Source organism: Sphingobium sp. B11D3A (assembly GCF_025961695.1).
Classification (GTDB): Bacteria; Pseudomonadota; Alphaproteobacteria; order Sphingomonadales; family Sphingomonadaceae; genus Sphingobium.
The window spans coordinates 2,468,041-2,493,365 of sequence record NZ_JAOQOE010000001.1 but is presented as its reverse complement, the minus strand read 5'-3'; the positions used below and the strand labels follow the sequence as shown (position 1 = coordinate 2,493,365).

The 25,325-nt window shown below is 65.1% G+C and carries 19 protein-coding genes; 6 read left to right on the top strand and 13 right to left on the bottom strand.

Annotated features, from left to right (window positions below):
* The first annotated feature begins 62 nt into the window (after positions 1-62).
* The 5 genes from M2332_RS11875 (at position 63) to M2332_RS11855 (ending at position 6,610) form a co-directional block, all read left to right on the top strand.
* Positions 63-1,682, top strand: coding sequence for a carboxylesterase/lipase family protein (locus tag M2332_RS11875; RefSeq protein ID WP_264574192.1), 1,620 nt, complete (start codon positions 63-65; stop codon positions 1,680-1,682).
* 99 nt (positions 1,683-1,781) lie between these two features.
* Positions 1,782-3,299 (top strand): glycerol-3-phosphate dehydrogenase, encoded by a 1,518-nt coding sequence (gene glpD, locus M2332_RS11870; protein ID WP_264574191.1) that lies wholly within the window; start codon positions 1,782-1,784, stop codon positions 3,297-3,299.
* 28 nt (positions 3,300-3,327) lie between these two features.
* Entirely contained in the window at positions 3,328-4,164 is an 837-nt protein-coding gene (locus M2332_RS11865; protein WP_264574190.1) for an MIP/aquaporin family protein, read from the top strand.
* A 39-nt stretch (positions 4,165-4,203) separates the two neighbouring features.
* Complete coding sequence (gene glpK / locus M2332_RS11860) at positions 4,204-5,691, top strand: glycerol kinase GlpK (protein ID WP_264574189.1); 1,488 nt, start codon at positions 4,204-4,206, stop codon at positions 5,689-5,691.
* Positions 5,692-5,821: 130 nt separating this feature from the next.
* Positions 5,822-6,610: a DeoR/GlpR family DNA-binding transcription regulator gene (locus M2332_RS11855; RefSeq protein WP_181560822.1), complete on the top strand. Its 789-nt coding sequence runs from the start codon at positions 5,822-5,824 to the stop codon at positions 6,608-6,610.
* 66 nt (positions 6,611-6,676) lie between these two features.
* On the opposite strand, the gene M2332_RS11850 is transcribed toward M2332_RS11855, so the two are convergent.
* The 12 genes from M2332_RS11850 to ectA form a co-directional block, all read right to left on the bottom strand.
* Positions 6,677-8,014 carry a hypothetical protein gene (locus M2332_RS11850; protein WP_264574188.1) on the bottom strand — a complete coding sequence of 446 codons (1,338 nt, stop codon included), beginning with the start codon at positions 8,012-8,014 and terminating at the stop codon, positions 6,677-6,679.
* Positions 8,015-8,052: 38 nt separating this feature from the next.
* The gene (locus tag M2332_RS11845; protein WP_181560824.1) at positions 8,053-8,964 is read right to left on the bottom strand and encodes a LysR family transcriptional regulator; all 912 of its coding nucleotides are present in this window, start codon (positions 8,962-8,964) and stop codon (positions 8,053-8,055) included.
* Between the two features lie 34 nt (positions 8,965-8,998).
* Positions 8,999-10,069 carry a hypothetical protein gene (locus tag M2332_RS11840; RefSeq protein WP_264574187.1) on the bottom strand — a complete coding sequence of 357 codons (1,071 nt, stop codon included), beginning with the start codon at positions 10,067-10,069 and terminating at the stop codon, positions 8,999-9,001.
* Positions 10,070-10,103: 34 nt separating this feature from the next.
* Complete coding sequence (locus tag M2332_RS11835; protein ID WP_264574186.1) at positions 10,104-11,576, bottom strand: FAD-dependent oxidoreductase; 1,473 nt, start codon at positions 11,574-11,576, stop codon at positions 10,104-10,106.
* 80 nt (positions 11,577-11,656) lie between these two features.
* Entirely contained in the window at positions 11,657-14,500 is a 2,844-nt protein-coding gene (locus tag M2332_RS11830; protein ID WP_264574185.1) for a TonB-dependent receptor plug domain-containing protein, read from the bottom strand.
* Positions 14,501-14,736: 236 nt separating this feature from the next.
* On the bottom strand, positions 14,737-16,083 hold the full coding sequence (locus M2332_RS11825; RefSeq protein ID WP_264574184.1) for an MFS transporter: 1,347 nt from the start codon (positions 16,081-16,083) through the stop codon (positions 14,737-14,739).
* Complete coding sequence (locus tag M2332_RS11820) at positions 16,080-17,315, bottom strand: MFS transporter (RefSeq protein ID WP_264574183.1); 1,236 nt, start codon at positions 17,313-17,315, stop codon at positions 16,080-16,082. The genes M2332_RS11825 and M2332_RS11820 overlap by 4 nt, the downstream gene beginning before the upstream one ends.
* 22 nt (positions 17,316-17,337) lie before the next feature.
* On the bottom strand, positions 17,338-18,774 hold the full coding sequence (locus tag M2332_RS11815) for an aspartate kinase (RefSeq protein ID WP_264574182.1): 1,437 nt from the start codon (positions 18,772-18,774) through the stop codon (positions 17,338-17,340).
* Positions 18,771-19,691 (bottom strand): ectoine hydroxylase, encoded by a 921-nt coding sequence (gene thpD / locus M2332_RS11810; RefSeq protein WP_264574181.1) that lies wholly within the window; start codon positions 19,689-19,691, stop codon positions 18,771-18,773. Before thpD ends, M2332_RS11815 begins: the two co-directional genes overlap by 4 nt.
* 32 nt (positions 19,692-19,723) lie before the next feature.
* On the bottom strand, positions 19,724-20,137 hold the full coding sequence (locus M2332_RS11805) for an ectoine synthase (protein ID WP_264574180.1): 414 nt from the start codon (positions 20,135-20,137) through the stop codon (positions 19,724-19,726).
* 15 nt (positions 20,138-20,152) lie between these two features.
* Positions 20,153-21,463 carry a diaminobutyrate--2-oxoglutarate transaminase gene (gene ectB, locus M2332_RS11800; RefSeq protein ID WP_264574179.1) on the bottom strand — a complete coding sequence of 437 codons (1,311 nt, stop codon included), beginning with the start codon at positions 21,461-21,463 and terminating at the stop codon, positions 20,153-20,155.
* Complete coding sequence (ectA, locus tag M2332_RS11795) at positions 21,460-21,975, bottom strand: diaminobutyrate acetyltransferase (RefSeq protein WP_264574961.1); 516 nt, start codon at positions 21,973-21,975, stop codon at positions 21,460-21,462. Before ectA ends, ectB begins: the two co-directional genes overlap by 4 nt.
* 269 nt (positions 21,976-22,244) lie before the next feature.
* Here ectA and M2332_RS11790 point away from each other — a divergent pair, with 269 nt between their 5' ends.
* The gene (locus tag M2332_RS11790) at positions 22,245-22,739 is read left to right on the top strand and encodes a MarR family winged helix-turn-helix transcriptional regulator (RefSeq protein WP_264574178.1); all 495 of its coding nucleotides are present in this window, start codon (positions 22,245-22,247) and stop codon (positions 22,737-22,739) included.
* Positions 22,740-22,755: 16 nt separating this feature from the next.
* Here the strand turns inward: M2332_RS11790 and M2332_RS11785 are convergent, their stop codons facing one another.
* Positions 22,756-25,245 (bottom strand): PAS domain S-box protein, encoded by a 2,490-nt coding sequence (locus tag M2332_RS11785; protein ID WP_264574177.1) that lies wholly within the window; start codon positions 25,243-25,245, stop codon positions 22,756-22,758.
* Positions 25,246-25,325 lie beyond the last annotated feature (80 nt).

Sequence of the window (25,325 nt, the reverse complement as noted above, 5' to 3'; positions counted from 1 at the left end):
CACCTTGATTCGTTGATTACTCAATAGATGCGATTATAACAAGCGAAAACGGGGAGGTTTCGATGAGTTCGTTTGATGATTTCGGTATTCCACACGCCGATATGTCAAATATGTCCCGTCGCTCGGTGCTTGTCGGGAGCGCACTGGGTGTCGGCATGGCCGCCTCTCCGCTTTGGGCGATGGGGAATGTGGACGAGGCAGCTCCCCATGCCCAGACTCGTCAGGGCGCCGTGCGGGGTGCCCGCGAAAATGACGTTTGCGCCTTCAAGGGCCTGCCTTACGGCGCCCCGACCGATGGCGATCGGCGCTTCCGCGCGCCGGCGCTCCCGCAGTCCTGGCAAGGCATCCGCGACGCGACGACGTTCGGTGATCGTTGCCCGCAGTTGACCGCACCGCCAACAGCGGCCTTTTCATCATGGACAGAGCCAGAGGGCGAAAGCGAAGACTGCCTCAAGCTCAACATTTGGACACCTGCACCGGACTCGGGTCGCCGCCCGGTCATGGTCTGGTTCCACGGCGGCGGCGTCTCCGTCGGGTCCGGTTCCATCAACGTCTATGATGGCGGCAATCTGGCGCGAAAGGGCGATGTCGTCGTCGTCACGGTCAACCACCGACTGAACGTCTTTGGCTATCTCTATCTCGGCGAGGGCGAGGATGCGCCGGCGAATGTCGGCCAGCTTGATCTCGTCGCCTCCCTGCAATGGGTCCGCGACAACATCGCCGCCTTTGGGGGAGACCCCGAGAATGTTATGATCTTTGGGGAATCCGGCGGGGGATCCAAGGTGGCGGCCCTGATGCACATGCCGGCGGCGTCTGGTCTTTTCCACAAGGCAGCTTTGCAGAGCGGATTCGGCACCGTTGTGCAGAGCCCCGACGAAGCCCGGGCCATTGCGACCGCCTTGTGCCAGGAATTGGGAGTGGAGCCCGGCGATCTGCGCGCCCTTCGTGCCCTATCCTATAGCCAGCTTCTCAAGGCCCTCCAGTCTGCGGCAGGTGGACATCCGATGCGTGGACCCAGCATCGTCGCCGACGGTCAGGTCCTTCCCGTCCGGCCATTCGACAAGCGCTTCCCGGCGCAATCTGCCCATATCCCCCTCCTTGTCGGCCACACGGCAAGCGAAACGACCGTGCTGTTCCCACCGGAAGGCGCGTTCAGCTTCTCATGGGAAGAGGCGGCCGCCGCGCTGGCCTCGCAGTTCGCCGATCCGGCCGCCCTGATCGCCGGGTTTCGCGCGCTTGATCCCGAGAAATCCCCCAGCCAAATCTATTTCGCCATCACGACCGAGGCGGGCATGGGGCGCGGCGCGCGAAATGTGCAGGACCTGGCGGCCGGCCGCGACGGGGCAAATGTCTTCGCCTATCTTCTTGCTTGGAAAACACCCGTGGAAGGCGGGAGGCTGGGGTCCCCGCACAGCCTGGACCTTCCGCTGGTGTTCGATACTGTCGCGTCATCCCCATCGATCCTTGGCGAATATCCGCGGGCGCCCCAGAGGGTGGCGGACGCCATGAGCGGTGCCTGGCTGGCATTTGCGCGGCACGGCAGCCCCAATGCGCCGGGCCTGACGGAATGGCCACCCTATCGGCCTGGGCAACATATGACGATGATCTTCGACACGGAAAGTCGGGCCGTCGAAGATCCACTTGGCCCTGCGCAGCGGCTGATCGACGGTGCGGTTCACTGAGCAACCCGCGACAGAGCAACTGCTCTGCTTGCATCAGCTCAATAACGAAAGATGCGAAAGCAATTGACTTTCGTTGTCAGGCCCTGCGAAAGTCGCTCCATGGCTATTGAGTATGATGTTCTGGTCGTTGGGGGAGGCATAAACGGCGCTGCGATTGCGCGCGATGCGGCGGGCCGTGGCGCGCGTGTCATGCTCGTCGAGCAGGACGATCTTGCCGCGCATACCTCCTCGGCCAGCACTAAGCTCATTCATGGCGGGCTGCGCTATCTCGAGCAGTATGAGTTCCGGCTGGTCGCCAAGGCCTTGGCGGAGCGGGAACGGCTGATGCGTGCGGCGCCGCACCTCATCCGCCCGCTCGAGTTCGTTTTGCCCCATGATCGCGGCATGCGGCCCATGTGGATGATGCGCATCGGCCTGTTCCTTTATGATCGGCTGGGCGGGCGCAGCAGCCTGCCCCGCTCGCGGGCGATCAGGCTGGCCGGGGATGGCTATGGCAGCGCCATTCAATCTCGGTTTGGCCACGGCTATGTCTATGCCGATTGCTGGGGCGACGACAGCCGCCTCGTCGTCGCCAATGCTCAGGATGCCGCCGAGCATGGTGCGACGATCCTCACCCACACAAAATGCCTCTCCGCGCAAAGGGATCAGCACGGCTGGCGCGTGTCCTTGCAGGGCACTGACGGCACGCCGTTCTCCGTGACGGCGCATGTGCTCATTAACGCCACCGGCTCCTGGGCCGCTGATTTCCTGCCCGAGCGGGCCGGCATCACGGGCGCCGGCACATTGCGGCTGATCAAGGGCAGCCACATCGTCACCCGCAAGCTGTATGAGGGCGACCATGCCTATATCCTGCAGAATCCGGACAAGCGCATCGTCTTTGCCATTCCTTATGAAAACGACTTCACGCTGATCGGCACGACGGATGTGGAGTGGCAGGGCGCGCCGGACGTCGTGACGATTGATGCGGCGGAAACGGATTATCTCTGCGACTCCGTGAACCGCTGGTTCGCCACGCAGATCACGCCGCAGGATGTGATGTGGAGTTTTGCCGGCGTGCGCCCGCTCTATGACGACGCGACGACCAACGCCTCGGAGATCAGTCGCGACTACGTCCTCTCGCTGGATCATGCCGGGGGCGCGGCGCCGGTGATGAGCGTTTTCGGCGGCAAGATCACCACGCACCGCGCGCTGGCCGAAGAGGTGATGGACAAGCTCGCCCGGCACCTTCCGAACCAGCGACCGGCCTGGACAGCCGCCGCTCCGCTGCCCGGCGGCGATCTGGGTACGGGAGGGCTGGATGGCCTCATTGCCGACCTGCGGGAAAAGTTTGCTTTTCTCGGCGAAACCACCATCCGCCGCCTGGCGGAGAGCTATGGCTCACGCATCTTCAAGCTGCTCGCAGGCGTGAAGACGGCCGACGATCTCGGGCAGCATTTCGGCGCCGGGCTCACCCAAGCCGAAGTGGATTATCTTCTCGCGCATGAATGGGCACGCTCGGTCGACGATATTGTCTGGCGTCGATCGAAACTTGGGCTGCATATGCGCAGGGAAGAGGTGGCGGTGCTGGAAGCCTATCTCGCGAACCATGCGAGGGTGGACGTCAACGCCGTCGGATAAATGACAATCGATAAACGTGGAGGGGCCAATGTCACCGGGGAAGGCATTTATTGGAGAACTGATCTCCGAATGCATTGCAGTGTTCATCATCATCACCATCGGCTGTTCTGCCGCCGCGATGTATTTTCTCTATGATCCAAGCCCTTACAGCACAGCCTATTTCGGGGTGTGCATCACCTGGGGCCTTGCCGTCACCATCGCCATCTATGTGACGGGCGCCGTCTCCGGCACGCACGCCAACCCGGCAGTCACCCTCGCGCTCATGATCTATCGCGGCTTCCCCGGGCGCAAGGTCGTGCCGTTCTGGCTGGCGCAAATCCTCGGCGCGTTTCTGGGTGCCGCCGTGGTCTACATGATGTTCTCGCCGGTGATCGATGCGTTCAACGCGACGCAGCGGGTGGAGCGGGCGGCCGGTGGCGGCGCCGGCGTGTTCTTCACCGCGCCGGGCGCGCACATCACACCGATCCGGGCGTTCTTCAACGAGATCGTGCTGACCGGCTTCCTGCTGCTCGGCATCTTCGCGATCACTGAGGAATATAACACGCAGGCGCCCGAGGCCAATTCGAGCGCGCTCATCATCGGCCTGCTGGTTGCCATGATCGGCGGCGGCGCGGGATATCTGGAAGGGTGGCCGATCAACCCCGCGCGCGACCTTGGCCCCCGCATTTTCGGCTATCTGGCGGGCTGGGGCGAATCCGCTTTTCCGGGGCCGGGCAATTACTGGTGGGTGCCCATCGCCGGCCCGTTCTGCGGCGGCGTGCTGGGCGCCAGCGTCTATCATTGGCTGATCCGGCCGTTCCTGCCCGCACGCCACAAGCGCGCCGTGCAGGAGACGATCCCCGCCGAGGCTGACGCGGCCAACTGACAATCGCGCCGCGCAGCCGGCGACCACAGGAGAGCAATCATGGCCCAGCCACCCTATATTCTCGCGATCGACCAGGGCACGACCTCGACGCGGTGCATCCTGTTCGATGCCGCCGCCAATCCAGTCGCCACGACGCAGCGCGAATTCAAGCAGCATTATCCCAATCTCGGCTGGGTAGAGCATGATCCCGAGGACATCTGGACCGACACCGTCGCCATGATGCAGGATGTGGTGGCCAAGGCCGACGTCGATGTCGCGGATGTCGCCGCGATCGGCATCACCAACCAGCGGGAGACCGTCGTGGTGTGGGATCGGGCGACCGGCAAGCCCATTCACAACGCGATCGTCTGGCAGGACCGGCGGACCGCCGATGAATGCGCGCGGCTGAAGGACAGCGGCGCCGAAGAGATGGTCACCGCCAAGACGGGGTTGCTGATCGACCCCTATTTCTCGGCGACCAAGGCCGCGTGGATATTGGACAATGTCGCGGGCGCCCGCGCTGCCGCCGAGCGCGGCGAACTGGCGTTCGGCACGATCGACAGCTTCCTGCTCTGGCGGCTGACCGGCGGCACGGTCCACGCAACCGACCCCACCAATGCGGGCCGCACGTTGCTGTTCAACATCATGGACCAGGCCTGGGACGACGAGTTGCTCAGCCTCTTCCGCGTGCCCGCCGCGATGCTGCCTGAGGTTCGGGACAATAGCTGCATCTTCGGCCAGTGCGATGCCGAGATTCTCGGGAAGGCCATCCCGGTCGCGGGGATGATCGGTGATCAGCAGTCCGCGCTCTTCGGGCAGGGCTGCTTCCGCACCGGCATGGCGAAATCGACCTATGGCACGGGCTGCTTCGCGCTCATGAACATCGGCACGGAGCCGGTGCTCTCGAAAACGCGCATGCTCACCACCCCGGCCTATCGCTTGGCCGGAACGACGACCTATGCGCTGGAAGGCTCGATCTTCGTCGCCGGCGCGGCGGTCAAATGGCTGCGCGACGGGCTCAAGATCATCACCCATGCCTCGGAAACGGACGGCATGGCCACCCGCGTGCCGGACAGTCATGGCGTCTATATGGTGCCCGCCTTTGTCGGCTTGGGCGCGCCTTATTGGGATCCGCACGCGCGCGGACTGATCTGCGGCCTCACGCTCGATGCGACCGACGCGCACCTGGCCCGCGCCGCGCTGGAATCCGTCGCCTATCAGACCATGGACCTGATCGACGCCATGAAGGCCGATGTCGGCGAAGGCGAAACTGCCTTGCGCGTCGATGGCGGCATGGCCGTCAACGACTGGCTCTGCCAGTTCCTCTCCGACGTGCTGGTCGCGCCGGTCGAGCGGCCCGCCATTGTCGAGACGACGGCATTGGGCGCGGCGTTCATGGCCGGGCTGGCGACCAGCGTGTGGAGCGGTCTGGATGACCTCGACCGGATCTGGACCCGCGAGCGGCGCTTCGAGCCCAAGATGCCGGAAGCAACCCGATCGGCCGCCGTCGATGGTTGGCGAAAGGCGGTCGAACGCGCCATTTCCTGAGTTGCGCTTTCGCCCCGCTGTTCCATGCCACGAAGGGCCGGCCGCGCAGCCATCACGGCCCCCCCGTGATGCCGTGCGCCCGGCTACAAGGACGCTTGCAACTCAAGGATCGAAGCGTCAGAACGCCGGCATGACGAGCGCATCCAACACCCGCCACCGCCAGATCCTGGATCTGGCGCGCCGCAACGGCAAGGTGACGGTGGAGGATCTCGTCGGCCGCATGAATGTGACGCCCCAGACCATTCGCAAGGATCTCAACGATCTGTGCGAGCGCGGTTATCTGTCGCGCGTGCATGGCGGCGCCATTCTCGGCTCTGGCGTCGAGAATCTGGAATATGAGGCCCGCCGCCGCCTGTCCGTGGCCGAGAAAAAGGCGATCGGCAAGGAGGCTGCGGCCCGCATTCCCGATGGCGCCTCCTTGTTCATCAATATCGGCACGACGACCGAGGAAGTCGCGCGGGCGCTCGCCGGCCGCAGCAATCTGATGGTCCTCACCAACAATCTGAACGTGGTCGATATCCTCTGCCGTAACAGCGCGATCGACCTGATCGTCGTCGGCGGCCGGGTGCGTCATGCCGATCGCGCTGCGGTCGGCCCCACTGCGGTCGATTTCATTCGAAACTTCAAGGTCGATTTCGCGGTCATCGGCGCGTCCGCCATCGATGAGGATGGCTCGTTGCTGGATTTCGACCTGAACGAGGTGCAGGTCTCGCACGCCATCGTCGAGAACTCGCGCTCCGTCATCCTCGTCGCGGACAGCAGCAAGCTTACCCGCAGCGCCCCGGTCCGCATCGGCCACATCAGCGCCGTCGACATATTGGTGACCGACTATCTCGACAGCCCGGAACTCGCCGCAGTCTGCGCCGAGCATAATGTCGAGGTCGTCAACGCAATGCCCGAAAGCGCCACGACGGAGTAAGGCGCAGCGCAGGAGGTTCGTGGGGTTGGCTCCCCTCCTCTTCCGAGGAGAGGCTCAAGATCCCGCCTAGGCCCTCACTGCCCGCGCGACGGCCGCTTCGACCACGGCGCGATGGGCTTCCACAACCGGTTCGAGCAGCGCGGCATCCACCTTGTCGATCGTATCGTCCTCGACATGGCACCAGCGATGGATGCCCAGGCCGGCGAAGGCATTCACATAGCCCCGGTCGATGATGGAGGACAGCTCACCCGCGCCGCCGACGACTTCGATCGGCCGCTCATACCCCACAAGCCCGCGAAACGCCTCAGTGGTCTCTGCCATCAAGCCCGGCGAGGTCATGAGGACGCGCTGCGGATCGGCGCAGGAGAGAAGCTGGTGATTGCGGCTCAGCACCTCATAGGCATCGCGGGTAGCGAGCCCGGCCCCCAGATGGGTCCAGATCTGTGTCTGGGCGGCTGGCGGCCCCTCGGAGAGAGAGTGGTGCGTGCCGGCGAAATCGAGCTCATGCCCGCCGGCGTTGATGGCGAAGAGCGAATGATCCGGGTAGCGGATCGCCGCCCAGCGGCACAGCTCGAGAAAGGCGGCAGTCCCGGGCGCCCGCTCGCCGACGCTGACGCCCCAGCCCGAGCGGGGCGTGGAGAAAGCCAGCCACTTGGGGCCCGCCTCGCGCCGCGCGATGATATTGCTGCTGTGGCCGGTCGCGCTTTTCCCCGTGAGAATGAGGGTCAGGGGTCGGCGCGCGGCAACGGCCTCGGCGATGATCGGAAGGTCGCGCGGCGCCATCAGCGCGATGGGCACGTCCGCGATGGGCTTCAACCGGGTGTTGAGCGCCACGATGCTGCCGGTCGGCCCGGTCGTCACGATGACGATCGCGGCCGGCTTGTTCGGAATGACCCGATCCAGCATCGGCTTAACCTCGCCCGAGAAAATCGCCGCGTGGCGACCATAAGGCAGGACGACGATGGCGATCTTCCCGGCGACGCCCTGCGCCTCGAACGCATCACGGACCAGAACGGCCGGGGCGGTAATGCCCTTCGCAGGCGTGGAGACGACGACCGGCTGCGCGGCCACCGCGACCCGCTTGTCCCCGGCGCGCAACTCCGTCACCGCCGGCTCGAATGTGGGGATCGGGAATTTAACCTCATCGACCTTGAAGCCGACCGTCGCGAGGCGCTTGCCGATCCACGCCGCGGTGGCAAGATCGCCCGCAGAGCCCGAGACCTTGCTGCCGAACGAGGCGTAGGTCTCCATGTCTTCGCGCAGCTGCTTTTGAAGCGGAGACGCGAAGGGCGCGGCGCCGGTGGGTGCCGGAGCGGATGCAGCCGAGGCCGGCGCTCCGCCAGCCCAGACGGCAACGCCCGCCAGCCCGACAGAAGCCTGAAGCATATCACGCCTGCTCTGCATCGATGTGTTCCTTCTATGGGTCGCCCGCAGGCGCTGGTTCAGTTGGCCGGGTCCGCCCGGTCCCAGGGCGCGACGGGCTGGGTGAAGGCGAGGAGATCTTCGATCAGCGCCTGCACCAGCGGCAGGCTCATTTTGACATTGGGAACCAGGGCTTTGAGCCAGAGAGATTTGACTGGAAAGTCCGGCAGCAATTGCACGAGCCGGCCAGCGCGCACGGCCTCCCGCGAGACGAACTCGCTCAGCATGACGATCCCCGCGCCCCTCAAAGCGGCATCGCGCAGGACGATGGCGGTGTTGACCGCAAAGCGCGAACTGACATCGACCGCCAGATCGCCTGACTCGCTTTCGAAAACCCAGGTTCCCCCAATCGACTGCGAGTTGAGGCAATCATGCTCGACCAGCTCGCGCGGATGCTTGGGGTGTCCCCGCCGGGCCAGATAGGACGGCGCGGCGCAGATCACCATCGGATGCTCGCACAAAGGGACATCCATCACACCGGCATAAGAGGCGGCCATGGCGCCGATCGCCAGATCGAAGCCCTCCTCGATGGGGTTCACGGAGCGATCGACCAGCATGAGATCGATGCTGACGCCGACATGGCTCTGCACGAAATCCGCGAAGAAGCGGCCGAAATAGCTGCTGGCCACCGTGGTCGGGCATTTGATCCGCAGATGCCCGTCCAGCGCCTGGCGGGATCGACGCGCGCCGGCGACGACATCGTCGGTCTGGCGCACCAGCGCGCGGATGCGCGGCAATTGGCGCTCGCCAAAGGCTGTCAGCTCGGCCTTGCGCGGGGTCCTGACGAACAGCACCGCGCCCAGTTCATCCTCCAGCCTCCCGATCCGCTTGGACATGACCGACGGCGCGATATTGAGCTTGCGCGCGGCAGCGGCGAGGCTGCCGCATTCAACCACGGCCAGAAAGGCGCGCATGTTGAGCAGCGTATCCATCAGGGCGCGCTCACGAATGGCCGCCCGCGCGTCATCATTTGAAAGTCACTCGCGCCACCGCAATCCCCTTCTCGCCGGAGACGGCATAATAGAGATAGATGCGGCCATCGTCGTTGAAAACGCCGGGATCACGCAAGGCATGCTCCGCGCCCGTCGCCATGCCCCCGCGCGAGGAGACCAAAGGCAGATTGGCGCCTTCATAGGCCTTTTCCGGGCGCATCACTTCCGTTGGCGTCGAGGCTGTCCACTCCGACCAGTCGGGCCGCAGATCGACGCTGGCATGGAGGATGCGTTCGGGCGAGTCCCCTACATTGGTGTAGAAGACATGCAGCGTATCGCCGATGCGCGTCACGCCGGCATGACGCATCTCATCGAGAATGCGCGGGCCGGCTTCGAACGGCGGCAGGAGCGATGCCGACCGGAAGAACTGGCCACTGCGCAGCCAGACCGGATAGGCGCTCGCCTTGTCGGCCATGCCCAGGCCGTAGCTGCTGCCCTTGTAACTGAACACGCGAATATAGGGCGCCCCGAACGCGCCGGACGCAGCGGTAAAGCTCAGACCATCTGGCGACGTCGCAACAAAGCTGCGCTGGGCGTAGGGCCGGCCGCCATAGTCGCCGCCGGGCATCTCGGTGGCGCCATGATAATAGAGCACGATCCGTTTATTCTCTTCATCCACGACGGCATCGGGAGACGAGATGTGGTGCAGCGCCGAGGTCTGCTCCAGCCGCAATGTGCCATCTTTATAGACGGTCCAGGGGCCTTCGGGCCGATCGGCATAAGCCAGGCGGATGTAACCGCCGCGGTGATGGCCGAAATACATATAATATTTGCCGAGCGGATTCTTGATCCAGCTCGGCACCCGGATCACCGAGGGGCCGTTGATATTGTTGCCCAGATCGCCTTCCAGCCCCGGCATGTCCGGATAGATGACGGGGCCTGAGCCGATGCGCTCCGCCACCACAGCCGAGACTTTGACGCTCTCGGTCGAGCGCGATGTCGGCGCCTGAGCCGTCGCGGGAGAGGTACTGGCGAGGATCGGAGAGATCAGGAGACCGGCCAGCAACCCGGCATATATTCGCTTCGTCCTGTTACCGCTGCGCATCTCTCTGATCCTCTCCATCGTCTCTATGGGCGCCTCAGGCCTGCCGGCTGGCTGCCTGCGCTGTCTGGCTCATCTCACCGGGCTGGTCATGCAGGAACACGCCCTGCCTGCGCAACTCTGCCTGCAGGCTGGTCACATCGAGCGCGCGGGGCTGGACGCCGGCGTTCACGCTGAGCGCGGCTGCGGCGCCAGCGGCCTGTCCGGTCAGCCAGCATTGCGGGATCTCGCGCATGAAGCCATGCGAGTTGGCATCGCAGCTGATGTGCTTGCCACCTGCGAGCAGGCCATCGAGCTTGCGCGGCACCAACGCACCATAGGGCACCGAGATCACCGGATATTTGAGGCTGACCGAGGGGCTGACCCCGACCTCGTCAGGCAGCGCAATGCCATCGGCCCACTGGCTGCGCAGGATCTTGCCCATGCCGGCCAGACGCCTTGTGTGCCGCACGCCAAGCTGCGAGCCGCTCTGCAGCATATAGCATTGCTCGAACCCCGGCGCATGGGCGAGGAAGAATTCGCAATGCGTCTGCATGAACCGGTGCGAGCGGATCTCCAGCTCGGTCTGGTCGTCGACATCCAGCGCCGACAGGCCGGACTGGCGTGGGCCGAGGAACAGCGCGATGTCGTTGCGCCAGGAGACATAAGGCGGCTGGAAGAAGCCGAGCCGCTCACGGCCGAGCTTGGCGAACTCGGCATATTGCTCGGGCTCATTGGCGCGGAACGCCAGCCAGCGGTCCATGTCCACACCGCCCAGCATGAAGCCGGTGTTGGCGCTGTGGTGGACGTCGCCTTCCTCGATATCGGTGTCGAACTCGGCGCCGGCGCGCGCGAAGATGTCGCCATCGCCGGTGGTATCGACCACCACCTTGGCCCGCAGCGCCTGACGCCCGGCCTTGGATTCGAACACCACGCCCTCGACCTTGCCGTCGGCGACCATCGGCACTGCTGCCCAGCTGTGGAACACCAGCCGCACGCCGGCCGCCAGCAGCATCTCCTGGCTGATCAGCTTCAACCGCTCGGGATCGAGCGTGGGCGACCAGCAGACCGTGCCGTGGAAGGCCGCAGTGCGCTGGCCCCAGTAGCTCGCCTTCTTGGGATCGCGCGAGCCCCAGTCGGCGCGCGGCGGCCCGGCGAGGCCCGCGGCGGGCAGGCGCCCGAGCACATCATTGGCAAAGCCCTGGATGACCTGGCGGCCGGTCCAATCGGTCATCCGGTCGATCCAGATGACGAGGCCGCCGGTGGAAAGGCCGCCCAGATGATTATAGCGCTCCATCAGCACCACATCGGCCCCGGCCTGCGCCGCCGCCCATGCCGCCGCCGTGCCCGAAGGCCCGCCGCCGACCACCAGCACGTCGCAGCTATGATACACCGGGATCTCGCGCGCGGGCTCGACCCAGGTCCCCGTGCCATTGGCCCGCGGCAGCACCCGGCCACCCGTCTCGAACACGTCAGAGGCCAGAAAACGATCCTCCGACTGGCGAACTTCCTGAACTTTAGGTCTGTCCATAATCGGCGAACCATATCCTTTCTGGGGAGGGATGGCGCTGCGGGCGCCATCCCATGAGTGTTGGTGAAGCGCGGGCGCCCTTACATCTTGAACCGCAGACCGACGCGGAATGCGCGCCCGACCTGATCGAACAAGGGCGATGCCTGATCCGGGAAGGGCGGCGCGACATTGAAGATGTTGTTCAGGCGAATGAACATCTCCCGGCTCCGATCGGCGTCCCGCGAGACATCGACCGTGAACGTCGCGTTGGTGTAGAAGGTGTTCTTCGTATCGTTGAAGTTGATGCTGTTCAGCGTGCCAGTCCCGACAACGAAATCATTGTCGATCTTGCCGCCCTGCAGCCAGCGCAGGTCCAGCGTGCTCGTCAGGCGGCCCAGTTCATGCGTGACGAGGCCGGACACGCGCCAGTGCGGCGTCACATATTCGCCTGCCCGTTCTTCCGTGCTGGCGGTGGACACGGCCGTGGTGGCCAATGTGTCCAGATATGTCCCCAGCAGGCGAATGGAGAGCGACCCGGCGCCCTGACCGAAGATGTTCTCCAGCGAGGAGCGATAGGCGGCTTCGAAGTCGACGCCCTTGGTCTTCAGGCGATCCAGATTCTCGAAGCGGACCGTCACACCGGTGATGTCGCCGGCCGGGGCACCGCCAGAGGTCGTGACGAGACTGCAGAAGTCGGAAATGCCGTCCACATAACAGCGCTCAAGCACCTCGTTCGCGGAGATCGTCCCGATCACGCCCTTGATGTCGATATCGTAATAATCGACCGAGAGACGCAGGCCGTCCAGCCAGCGGGGCTGATAGACGATGCCCGCCGTGAGCGTATCGGCTTTTTCAGGATCGAGATTGGGATTGCCCAGAGATGCGACCTCGACCGTGTAGTTGGTCGACCGGCGCGGATCGCGAATGTTCTGGCGCGCCACCGTCGTCGGCGCGAACAGCTCGGCAAAATTGCCCGCCCGGATGTCGCGGGACCGCGTGGCGCGAAGCCGCAGCTCGCTCGACAATTCCCACGTGCCGCCGACCTTCCAGGTCGTGACGCCACCCGATGTGCTGTAATCCGTGTAGCGCGCGGCGAGGTTGAGATCGAACGAGCGAATGAACGGCAGATCCTTCAACAGCGGGATCGCCAGTTCGCCGAACACTTCCTTCACATTGTAGCTGCCGGAGATCGGCTGGCGCGCGCCGCTCTGCCACTGGCCGGCCTGCGAAATGGCGTCCACCGTCGCATCGATCGACTCTTCGCGATACTCCGCGCCGAACGCGGCGTTGATCGGGCCGGCCCAGCCCTCGAACAGCGCACCATTAGCGCTGAACGCAGCGACTTGCTGCTTGGTGATGAGGTCGAAGCGCGACGTGCCTGTGATGTAGGCAATGGCTTCCTGCGAAGGCGATCCAAAGCCAAACAGATTGAGCGGCGCGCACGCCGGGTCGTCATTGAGCGGATTGGCATCGGCATTCACGCGACAAACGATGTTGCTGCCAGAGCGCACGGCGTCGATCGCCTTGCGATAATTGATCATGTTGATCTGGCCGACATACTCCTGGACGAAGTGATTGCGGCCATATTGGTAATAAGCATCGAACGACCAGTCCCCGAGCGTGCCTTCCACGCCGACGACCCCGCGATAGACCGACGGCGAACCGACATGTCCGCGCACGGCGCCCAGGCCCTGCTCACGCAGAGAGCGACCGAAGTTGAAGCAGGTGACGCCGGCGGCAAGCGCACGCGTGCGGAAGTCGTCGCTCAGATAGGGGTTGGTGATCGGCACCAGCACATTGCCGGTCTGCCCGCCGGGAATGGTGGTCGCCGAACAGGTGGGGTTGCCGGTGACGGAGCCCTGCTGGCGCGGCTCGGCGAAATAGCCATTGGTGATCGACCGCGCGAAGCTGCCTTCCGCAAACAGAGTGAGGTTGTCTACCACCTCATAGGAGACGCGGGCCATCGCCGAATAGCGCTCGACCGGCTGCTGGAGGTTGCCGCCCGGATTGATGATCTCGGTGTAGTTGCTCGTGCCGCCGATCATCCGGTTGCCGAAGACTTCGCCATAGCCGAACTGGCCGGTCTGCTGCCCCGGGAGGAAGGTCGTGCCACGCAGCGGACCGCTGGTGATCAGGCCACCTTCCCACAGGTCGGTGCGGCGCACGTCGTCCGCGTAGATGGTCGCAGGCAGGCCATTTTGCGCATAAGCCGAGTTGCCGGCGACGCCACGGCTCACCCAGGGGCGCGGACGATAGGGCGTCTGGCCGATCCCCTCATTCTTGGAATATTCGCCGCCGATCAGAATATGGCCGCGCCCGCCGCCAAAGCTGGTTCCGGCCGCCAGCCCTGCCAGCACGTTCTGGGCATCGCCATATTGCGAAATGCCGCTCTGAACCGTGCCCTCGACGCCTTGGAGTTTGGACTTGAGAATGAGGTTGATCACGCCGGACACGGCGTCCGACCCCCAGGACGCCGAGGCGCCGCCGGTGACGACTTCCGTGCGTTCGATGAGAATGGCCGGGATGACGCCGAGGTCGACCGTACCCTCCGGCGCAGTCGCGACATGGCGGCGGCCATCCACCAGCACCAGCGTGCGCTGCGCGCCGACATTGCGCAGATCGGCAACCACCGTCGCGGATGACAAGGCCCGCGCAACGCCGTTGCCCGTCGTCGAGAAGGCCGGGATGAGGCGGAGCGCGTCATCGACCCGCGTCGGCGCCACGGATTGAATTTGCGCGGTGCTGATGACCGAGGTCGGGGTCGGCGCCGTGAACCCGCTCGCCTGAATGCGTGAGCCGGTGACGACGATGTCCTGATCGGCCGCTGCGCCGGCAGAAGAGGCCGCACCGGTGCCTTCCGGCTGCGCGCTCGTAATCTGAGCCGTCGCCGGCTCGGCGGCATCGTCGCTCACCTGCGCCAAGGCGCCGCTGAGGGGGCATACCATGGCCGCAATGCAAACGCCCAAATGGAACCGCGAACGGGCTGCGCTGATAGCTTTCATCTGATCCTCTCCCTGCTCAAGCTCTTTTTGCGCATCGCCAGACCGAAGATTCGAACCAGTAGAGCTGGGTTCGACACGATTCCCGTCGGGGCTGAGCGCGATAGCATCTGCGGTACGCGCGAGAGGACCAGTTCAGAAGGCCATGTAGCTTTGGCGGTGCATTCTCGATTCGAGAATTGTCAGTGGCGCGTCGGCCTCCCGGGGCGGTCACCGCGAGCAAAAACATCTTCATGAAGCGAGCGGCCTGCCGTCTCCGGCATGAAGTGCAGGGCAACCAGCCCGACCAGACAGGCCAGCATCATATAGAAGGCCGGCATCAGCTCGTTCCCGGTCAGCGTGATCAGGCCGCTGCCGATGGCCGGCGCCGTGCCGCCGAAGATGGAGGTGGAGACATTATAGGCGATGGCGAAGCCCGCGAACCGCGCGGCGGTTGGGAACAGCGCCGGGAATGTCGCCGAAATCGTCGCCAGCTGGGGCACATAGAGGAGGCCGAGCAACACGAATGCAATCGTGGCGCCGAGGAAGCCCGTGCCCATGAGCAGATAGAGCGGCACAACACAGACCAGCAGGCCGATGAGCGAGAAGCGCCACATTGGTTTGCGCCCGATCCGATCCGAGAGCGACCCGGCGAAGGGCAGGAACAGCATCATGAACAGCATGCCGATAATCGGCACGATCAGCGCATGTTGCGCGGTGAGGCCGATGCGCCGCTCGAGATAGGTCGGCATGTAGCTGAGCAGCGTATAGTTGACGACATTGAGCGCGACGACCAGTCCGCCCACGACCAGCATCGGGCGCCAGTGGCTGTGCATGAGCTGGCGGAGCGAGACCGACGGCCGCTCTTCGCTCTCATGAGCGCGGAAGACCGGCGTGTCCTCCATGCGCGAGCGCAGATACATGCCGACAAGCCCCATCGGCCCCGCCACCAGGAACGGAATGCGCCAGCCCCATTCATACATTTGCGCCTCCCCCAGCAGCATCGAGAAGCTCAGCATGAGGATCGCGCCGAAGGAGAAGCCGGCCAGCGTGCCGAATTCGAGAAAGCTGCCGTAAAAGCCGCGCCTTTTGTCGGGCGCATATTCCGCCATGAAAGTCGCCGCGCCGCCATATTCGCCGCCCGTCGAGAAGCCCTGCACCATCCGCAGCAGGATGAGCAGCACCGGCGCCCAGAGGCCGATGCTGGCATAGGACGGGATGAGCCCGACCGCGAGGGTGGCGCCCGACATCAGCAGAATCGTGAACGCGAGGACCGACTTGCGCCCCAGCCGGTCGCCCAGCGGTCCCCAGAACAGCCCGCCGAGCGGACGCACCAGAAAGGAGATGGCGAAGGTCGCGAGCGCGAACAGCACCGCATCATCCAGATCGCCCGGGAAGAGCGCAGCCGAGATATAGGTCACCCCATAGGCATAGATGCCGTAATCGAACCATTCGGTGGCGTTGCCCAATGCCGAGGCCGCGATCGCGCGGCGCAGCGTGGCAGTCTCGACCGGCTGGTCGGGGGAGGCTGGCAGGGGGGATGCGGTCATTCGGTGTGTCCGTCGACAGTGTTGGGGTCCAGCAGCGAGGCCATGGGGGTGGTGCGCGGGACGATCTGGAAATCCTGCTGGTCGGGCGCCGGCACAGGCGGGGTCGATGCCTGCCGCCAGAGGCCGAAAGCGAGCGTCAGGCCCGCGCACAGCGCGATGAAGAAGAACAGGCCGCCCACGGGCGCCGCGCTCATCAGCAGCGCCGCACCCAGCGGACCGGCGGCAGCGCCGGCCGAGTAGAGCAGCACCAGCCGCCCGCTCGCCGCGACGCGCTCGGCCGCCAGCAACCGGTCGTTGCAGTGCGCGACGCAGAGCGGATACAGCGCAAAGCTCAGCCCACCGAATAAGGCGCCGAGCACCAGCAGGTCCAGCCCGCGCGATGCCAGCGTGGCGAGCATCAGGCTGACGACCAGCGTCGCGGTGAAGCAGCCGACGATGACGCGCCGCCGGTCCAGCCGGTCGGACAGGCGGCCCAGCGGCCATTGCAGGGCCACGCCGCCGAGGATCACGATCATCATGAACGTGGCCGTCGCGCTCAGGTCCAGCCCCAGCCGCCGTACATGGACTGCCGCCATGCCGTAAAAGGCGCCGAGCATCAGGCCGGTCGCCACCGCACCGACCGTGCCCAGCGGCGAGGCTGCGTAGAGTCCTCGTATCGTGAAGGCCTCCGCATCCACCGGCGCCGGCGCGCTGCTGCGGGTGAGGCAGAGCGGAATGATCGCCAGCGAAATGAGAATGGACGCGAGCAGAAACGGCGCGGCCGGCAGCGTACCACTGGCACCGAGCAGCAGCTGGCCCACTGCCTGCCCGAGATAGAGCGCGACCATATAAGCCGCGAGGATGCTGCCGCGCGTCTCCATCTCCGCCCGGTCGTTGAGCCAGCTTTCGAGGCAGATGAAGACCCCGGCCACGCACAGGCCGTCGATCAGGCGCAGGCCTGCCCAGAACGGCGCGGACTGGATGAGGGCATAAGAAAGCGTGCTCGCCGAAAGCAGCGAGACGAACACCGCAAAGGCGCGGATATGCCCCACCCGCCGGACGATCTCGCCGGCCCGCAGCGCGCCGACGACCAGCCCGGCGAAATAGGCCGTGGCCACCACGCCGATCACGATCGTGCCCGCCCCGGCCCGCTCCAGCCGCAGGCTGATCAGCGTCGACAAAAAGCCACTGCCCGCCATCAGCATGAAGATGGCGAGCAGGAGGCTGCGGACGGGCTGGATCGCGGTGAGCATCAGGAATGGAGCAGCGCGCGGATCAGGCCGCGCGCCGGCCCTCCGTCATGGCCGCGTCACCTTCCACCAGGGCACGGTGCAACGCGCCCACCGCCGTGTCATAATCCTCGACCGCGACGACGAACTGCACGTCGACATTGCGGATCTGGTGCTGCATCGCGATGATCGGCACGCCTTCATCCGCGAGCGCGCGCAAGGCATCGGCGAGCAGCCCCGCCCGCGAGATATCGCTGCCGATCACCGAGACGATCGCCACTGGCTGGGCCGAGATCGCCGCATCCGGGTAGCGCCCCTGCAGATCGGCGATCACGCGCTTCACCGTCGGCGCATCCGTCGAGAGATAATGGGTGATCGTGTTGGCATTGGAAGCCTTGCTGACGATCCACGCGCCATGGCGAGTCAACGCCTCGAGGATCGCGGCGTCATAGCCCTTCACCCCGACCATATCCTGCTCGAAGAACTGCAAAGCCTGCGCCTGGCGCACGCCGGTCACGATTTCGACGCGCGGCGTATCGGAGACATATTTGCCGCAGATGAGCGTGCCGCCATCCTCCCGGTCGAAGGTATTGCGCACGCGCAGCGGGATTTCCGTCTGGCGCAAGCCCCGCCCGGCGCCGGGGTGAATGGCCTCCATGCCCAGATTGGCGAGCTGATCGGCAACGTCATAATTGGTGCGGCCGATCTTGCGGGCCTTGTCCGTCCCGACGAGGCGCGGGTCGGCGCTCGAAAGGTGGAATTCCTTGTGGATCACGGCCTCCCGCGCGCCGGTCAGCACCGCGATGCGCGAGAAGGTCATTTCCGAATAGCCACGGGCATAGAGCCGCACCATGCCCTCGCTGCACCCCGCATAGCCGGTCACGATAGGCAGGGTGGTCGTGAGATCGATGGACGCGAAGGCCTGCAGGATGCGCTCGTCCAGTTCACGCATGTCCTGCTGGTCCCACAAGGTGAGGTCGACGAACGCGGCGTTGACGCCCCGGTCGCGCAGCAGCAGCGCCGTTGAATGCGCGCTGTGCGCCTCGCCGAGGCCCGCCAGCAGCTCGCGCACCGTCACCAGCTGCTCCTTGAGGCAGAAGCGGCCATGGCTGCGCAGCCGCGCCAGATCATCGAGGCAGGCTGAGACGGTGGCGATCCGCATCTCGACAAAGGCATCCGCTTCGGCGAGGCTTTCTTCGCGCACGAACATCCCGGCGTTGCGCGTCTTCATCGCGTCGCGCACCGCGTTCATCGCGTGGCGCCAGCCATCGGCATCGTCATCCGCGACGAAGCGGGCATAGACCCCCGGCTCGCCGCTCTTCTTGTGCTCCAGCAGCAGGTCGGTCATGCCGGCATAGGCCGAGACGACGAAGATGCGGTTGTAGAGATCGGCGCCCTTGCGGCCGGCGATCAGCACATTGTCGAACAACGTCGTCGTGGCGGCCATGGATGTGCCGCCGATCTTTTCCACACTATGGCTCATGCCAGCGCCTCCTCCATCAATGGTCCCTTCACAGGCGTGATCGCCTGCGGCTCGCCCCGCGCGGCAATGAAGGCCGGGCGCGGCGTCTCGACGCCGAACGGCGCGACCAGCCGGTTGCAGACGGCATTGTAGACCAGAAAGGCATTGGCCCTCGGGAAGGGCGTGATGTTGCCGTTCGACCCATGCATGATGTTGCAGTCGAAGATCACCACGGATCCGGGCTTGCCGGTCGGCGCGACGATACCGAACGTGTCGGCCAGCTCGGCGAGATTGTCCTCGTCCGGCACACCATATTCCTGCTTCTTGAGCGACTGGCGATAATGGTCCTGCGGCGTTTCGCCGACGCAGGTGAGGAACTGGCGATGCGATCCGGGGATCAGCATCAGCGGGCCGTTATGCGGCGTGTTTTCTGCCAGCAGCACGGACATGGACAGGGCCCGCATGCGCGGCATCCCGTCTTCCACATGCCAGGTCTCGAAATCGCTGTGCCAGTAGAATTCCTTGCCGCGAAAACCGGGCTTATAGTTGAGCCGGGACTGGTGGATGTACACCTCATCGCCCAGCAGGAAGCGGGCGACCTCGGCCAGGCGGGCATCGGCGGCCAGCCGCCCGAGCACCGGGCTTTGCGCATGGATGCGGAATATGGAGCGGATCTCGCGGCTGCCCGGCTCGCTGATCACCGTTTCGTCTTCCAGCGCATCGGGATCGGCCAGCAGCTTGCCGGCATGGCGCTGGAGGAACGCGACTTCCTCGTCGGAAAACAGGTCTTCCAGCACCAGATAGCCGTCGCGGTCGAAGCGCTCGGCCTGTGCGCGGCTGATGGGTGAGTCCTCGCTCCAGTCGCTGTGAACGACGGGGTCGAGGCGCGGCGAAAAGGCCGCCACGCTGTCATGGCGGGATGGGTAGAGGTCTTGCATGCTTCTCCCCCTTCTAATGGTTGAAAGCTGGTTCAGTCGGCGAGCGCGGGCTCGCGCGGGGCGCTGGGGTCGGCGGGATAGGCACCATGTTCGTCATGGACTTCCTTGCCGGTCACCGGCGGATTGAAGGTGCAGGCGCACAATATGTCCGTCTCCGGGCGCACGATGTGCCGGTCATGGTCGTTGAGGGCGTACATGACGCCGGGCGAAAGCTTGTGCGTAACGCCGGTGCCCAGATCCTCGATGGTGCCGGTGCCTTTGAGGACCAGCACCGCCTCCAGATGGTTCTGGTAGTGCATGTGCAGTTCCTCACCCGCGTGCATGGTGGTGACGTGGAAGGAAAAGCCCATATCGTCGTCCTTCAGGAGGAGGCGTGCGCTCTCCCAGCCCTTGGACTTCACGTTGCGGTCCGTCTTGCGGATGTCCTGCAGCTTACGAACGATCATAGTGCGTATCTCCTCTTACTCTGCGGCGACGCCATAAGGGACGCTGAGCGCGGACCGGATGCTCTCCTCGAGAATGTCGAGGCCGGCCGACAGCACGTCGTCGTCGATCACGAGAGGCGCGAGCACCTTCACGATCTCGTCATGCGCACCGCTGGTTTCGATGATGAGCCCCTGCGCAAAGCAGGCGGCGGTGATGGTTTCGGCGACCTCGCCCGATCCGACATCGATGCCGCGCATCATGCCGCGACCGCGGGTGGAGAGGCCGTGTTCGGCGGCCATCGCCTCCAGCCGCCGCTCCAGCAGCGCGCCGCGACGCGCGATGTCCCGCTGGAATGCATCGTCGCTCCAGAAATGGCGGATCGCGGCGGTGGCGGTCACGAAGGCATGGTTGTTGCCCCGGAAGGTGCCATTATGCTCGCCCGGCGACCATTGATCGAGCGCGGGGCTGAACAAAGTGAGCGCAAAGGGCAGGCCCATGCCGGAGAGCGATTTCGCCATCGTCACGATGTCCGGCGTGAAGCCCATGCCCTCGAAGCTGAAGAAGTTGCCGGTGCGGCCGCAGCCCGCCTGAATATCGTCGATAATCAGCAGCGCGCCGTGGCGCTTGGCGATCGCCGCGATCTTGCGCAGCCATTCCGGCGACGCGACATTGAGCCCGCCCTCGCCCTGCACCGTCTCGACGAGAATGGCAGCCGGCGCATCGAGGCCGCTCGACGGATCGGAGAGGCGCCGTTCCAGCAGTTCGGCCGTGTCGACGTCCGGCCCATGATAGCCATCATAGGGCTCATGCGCGACATGGCTCAGCGGCACGCCGGCGCCACCGCGCTTGGCGGCATTGCCGGTGCAGGCGAGCGCGCCCAGCGTCATGCCGTGGAAGCCGTTGGTGAACGCGATCACCATCTCGCGACCGGTGATCTTGCGGGCCAGCTTGATCGCCGCCTCGACCGCATTGGTGCCGGTCGGCCCGGTGAACATGGCCCGATAATCCAGCCCGCGCGGGCGCAGAATAACCTCCTCCAGCGCGGCGAGAAAATCCGCCTTCGCATCGGTGTGGAGATCGAGGCCATGGGTGATGCCGTCGCTGGCGACATAATCGACCAGCGCGCTTTTGAGCACCGGATGATTATGGCCATAGTTGAGCGTCGAGCAGCCCGACAGGAAGTCGAGATAGCGGCCGCCCTGATTGTCGTGCATCCAGACGCCCTGTGCGCGGTTAAACTGGCGCGGCATGGCCCGCGCATAGCTGCGCACGCCGGATTCCCGCCGCTCATAAATGGCGGTGTCGGGTTTGCGGGCCGTGGGGTGGGGCAAGATGTTGGCGGTCATGCTGTCAGCGTTCCTTCTTCTGTTGCGGCTGCCAGATGAGACAGCGGGCCGAGGCGTGCCTGCCACTCGGTGGCGTGCGCTCCGGCAAAATGTGGTTCGCGCTCGAAGCGCGCGGTCTTCTCGATGGGGACGTTCCACCGCCGCGCCAGTCCTTCGAACAGCGCCCAGGATGCGCGGTTATCCTGCGTGATCGTGGTCGTGATGTGGGTCACCCCATCCTGCTGCGGGCGCGCCAGCAAGGCCTCGATCATCCGGCCTGCGAGGCCGTGGCCCCGCATGGCGGCGGCGATGGCCACCTGCCAGACGAACAACGTCTCGGGCGAGCGCGGCACACGATAGCCAGACACCCAGCCCGCCAGCGCGCCATCGTATTCCGCGACGGCACAGCTGTCGGCGAAATCGGTGCATTGCAGGAGGTTGCAATAGGCGGAGTTCGCATCCAGCGGCGGTGATGCGGCAATCAGGGCACTGACGGCAGGCCCGTCCGTGGCGGCGGGCTTTCGAAGCGAGATAGATCGCCCCTCGCGATCTAAAAAGTGCGCAGAAGCCCTTGGCGGCTCAAGAGCCGCTGTAGCTTGTCGATCAAAGATTGTTTATCTCCCGAATTATTTTTCTGAGACGCGACGCTGTGCAGAGCGTCGTTCGGCGCCATATATGGCACTTATCTCGCTCACTTCAACCGGAGGAGGCAAATTTTAGTTCATCTGATAAAGCATAAACCCGCCCACTCCCGTCGTTCCGGCGAATTGGCGTGGGGCGCGCCTTGCGCTATCGACACGGCATGAACCTCGATATTGCTTCATCCACTTTGCGCGCCTTGCGACGGATTCTGCGCGCCACGGAGATCGGCAGCCGCCAGCTCGCCACGGCCACGGGCCTCACCCCCTCGCAACTGCTGGTGCTGCGAGAAATCGCCGCCGCCCCCTCCGCCACGCCAAGCGCGATTGCCCAATCGCTGCAGTTCAGCCAGGCCACCATCACGGCGATCGTCGACCGCCTTGTCGCCTTGGGCTTTGTCCAGCGGGAGCGCAGCGAACGCGACAAGCGGCAGTTCCATCTGCATGTTCTGGCGGCGGGAGAAACGGCTCTCGCAGAAGCGCCCGATCCCCTTCAGGCGACCTTTACCGAGCGCTTTTCAGCCCTGCCCGTCTGGGAACAGGCGATGGTCCTCGCCGCGACCGAGCGTCTCGCCATGTTGATGGACGCCGAACATATCGACGCAGCGCCTTTGCTCGACAGCGGCCCGATCGACCGGGCGCGGCCGCATTCATCCTGAGCGCTGATTCCGGCGCTTACAGAGCCTGCCGGACTTCCGCCATGGCGCGGGCGATGGCCGCCTTCAGCTCACCCTGCGAGAAAGGCTTGCCCAGCTTGACGACGTTGAGGCCGCTATCCGTCGGCACCTCACCATAGCCCGTGGCGAGGATGATCGGCAGGCGAATGTCCTCCGCCATCAGCTGCATGGCAAGCTGCACGCCGGTCATGTTCGGCATGGCCTGATCGGTGACGAGCAGGTCGATGCCCGGATTGTCCCGCAAGATCTTGAGGGCATCGGCCGCACAATCGGCTTCCCACACCTGATGACCGAGATCTTCCAGAAACGCCGCCGTGTTCATCAGGATGAGCGGATCATCGTCCACGGCGAGAATTTTGAGCGGGCGAACCGTGCCGTCCGCAGACAGCGCCGGCTCCGCCTCCCGTGCCGGCCGGTTGGCATCGTCGCTGGAGACAGGGAACCAGAGCGCCGCCGTCGTCCCGATGCCAGGCGCGCTCGTCAAGGTGAAGGTGCCCCCGAGCTGGCGCACAAGGCCATGGATCATCGACAGGCCAAGGCCCGTTCCCTTGCCGACGCCCTTGGTGGTGAAGAACGGCTCGGTCGCCCGCGCCAGCGTCTCGGCATCCATCCCCGTGCCCTGGTCTATGACCAGAATGCGCACGTAGCTGCCCGGCGCCAGTTCGGCCGATTCGCCCGGCGCGATCCGCTTGGTATCCGTCTCGATCCGGATCGCGCCGCCATCGGGCGAGGCGTCGCGCGCATTCACCAGCAGGTTGAGCAGCGCCATCTCGATCTGGTTGGCATCGGCGACGATGAAGGGGCCGTTCGCAACGCCGTGAAATTCGAGCGGCCAGAGCGGCCCCAGCGTCCGCTGCGCCAGTTCCTTGAGCCCGTCGAGCAGCGAGGAGACGTTGACCGGTTCGGGCGAGAGGTCCTGCCGCCGCGCAAAAGCCAGCATGCGCTGGGTCAGTGCGGCGCCGCGCTCGGCGCCCTGCTGGGCATTGTCGAGGAGTCGCTTCGACATCGGGTCATCGGGGATCCGCTTGCCGAGCAGCGAGAGGCTGCTCGTGATGGCCATCAGCAGATTGTTGAAATCATGCGCGACGCCGCCGGTCAGCTGGCCGATGGCTTCCATCTTCTGGCTCTGCCGCAGCGCATCTCGCGCCGCTTCGAGTTCCGCATTGCGAGCCTTGGTTTCGCTGAGGTCACGGCCGACCGCGACGAAATTCACGCCATCGGGCTCCGGCGCGACGGTCCACTCGATATGCTTCCAGCCGCCATCGCGCGTCGCAATGCGGTTCTCGAACCGCGTGGGCTCCCCGGTTTGCGCCATGCGCTCAATGGCTTGCAGCGTCGGTGGCATGTCTTCGGGATGCATGAATGTCGCGTAACCGCGGGTAAGCAGTTCGGCTTCGGTCCAGCCGAGCACCTGCGTCCAGGCGGGGCTCACGGCGGACATCATGCCGGTGAAATCGGCGCGCGCGAGCATATCCTGCGACAAGGTCCACAGCCGGTCCCGCTCCGAGCGCGCGCGCTCCACGGCGACCTTGACGCGTTCGCCCACCTCCTGAACGAGCGTTTCCTCCTCCGCCGTCCACACGCGCGGCGTGGCATTCTGGACCGCGAGCAAGCCCACCCACTGCTTTTCCTCGAACAGCACCACGTCCACAAAGGCGCCAACCTCGCGCGCGCCAAGGCCGGCCTTTGCCTCGGCGCTCAGGCGCGCGTCGGCCTGCACATCGCGCACCACCACGGGCGTGCCGACGCGATAGGCGTTCAGCAGATCCGGGCCGAAGGCTTCGAGCGAATGTTCGCCGACGATCGATCCGACACCGCGATGATGATCACGCTCGACTGTCATGCGGCCGTTCGTGATTTCCGCGTAGAACACCCGGCTGGCCGAGAGATACGCGCCAAGGCGTTCCGCCGTCAGGGCAATGACGTCGGCCGGCGTGGTCAAAGGGCGCAACGCGTCGGACAGCGACATCAGGAATGCGGTCTTGCGCTCAGCCGCAACGCGTTCGGTCGTTTCGGCGAGAATGCAGATGACGCCTGCCGGTTGCCCCTGCTCATCGAGCACCGGCGAATAATCGAGGTCCATCCACACCTGCTCGGGCCGGCCGTGGCGGTGCAGCGTCAATTCCTGATCGCGATAATGGAGCGTCTTGCCGGCCAGCCCGACCTTCATGACATTGTCGTTGAAGTCGGCGACCTCGCCCCATCCTTCCCGAACATTGGAACCCAGAAGCTCGGGGTGGCGCCCGCCCGCGAAGCCGGAATAGGCGTCGTTATACAGCATGACGCCTTCCTCGCCCCACAACATCACGATCGGCACCTGCGAGCGAAGCAGCAGCGAAACGGCGCATTTGAGGCAGGGCGCCCAGTCTTCGATCGGACCGAGTGGCGTGGCGCTCCAGTCCCTGTCCCTGATCAACGCAGCGCACTCGCCCCCGCCAGCCAGGAAGGCCAGATCGGCAGAGGCCAGATGTTGAGCGCGCGCAGGCATATTCTGGAGCATTCGTATCGAGATCCTATCGAGGGCCGCCCGCGAGATTTTGCCATCTTCGCCGATACGCCAAGGTCTGA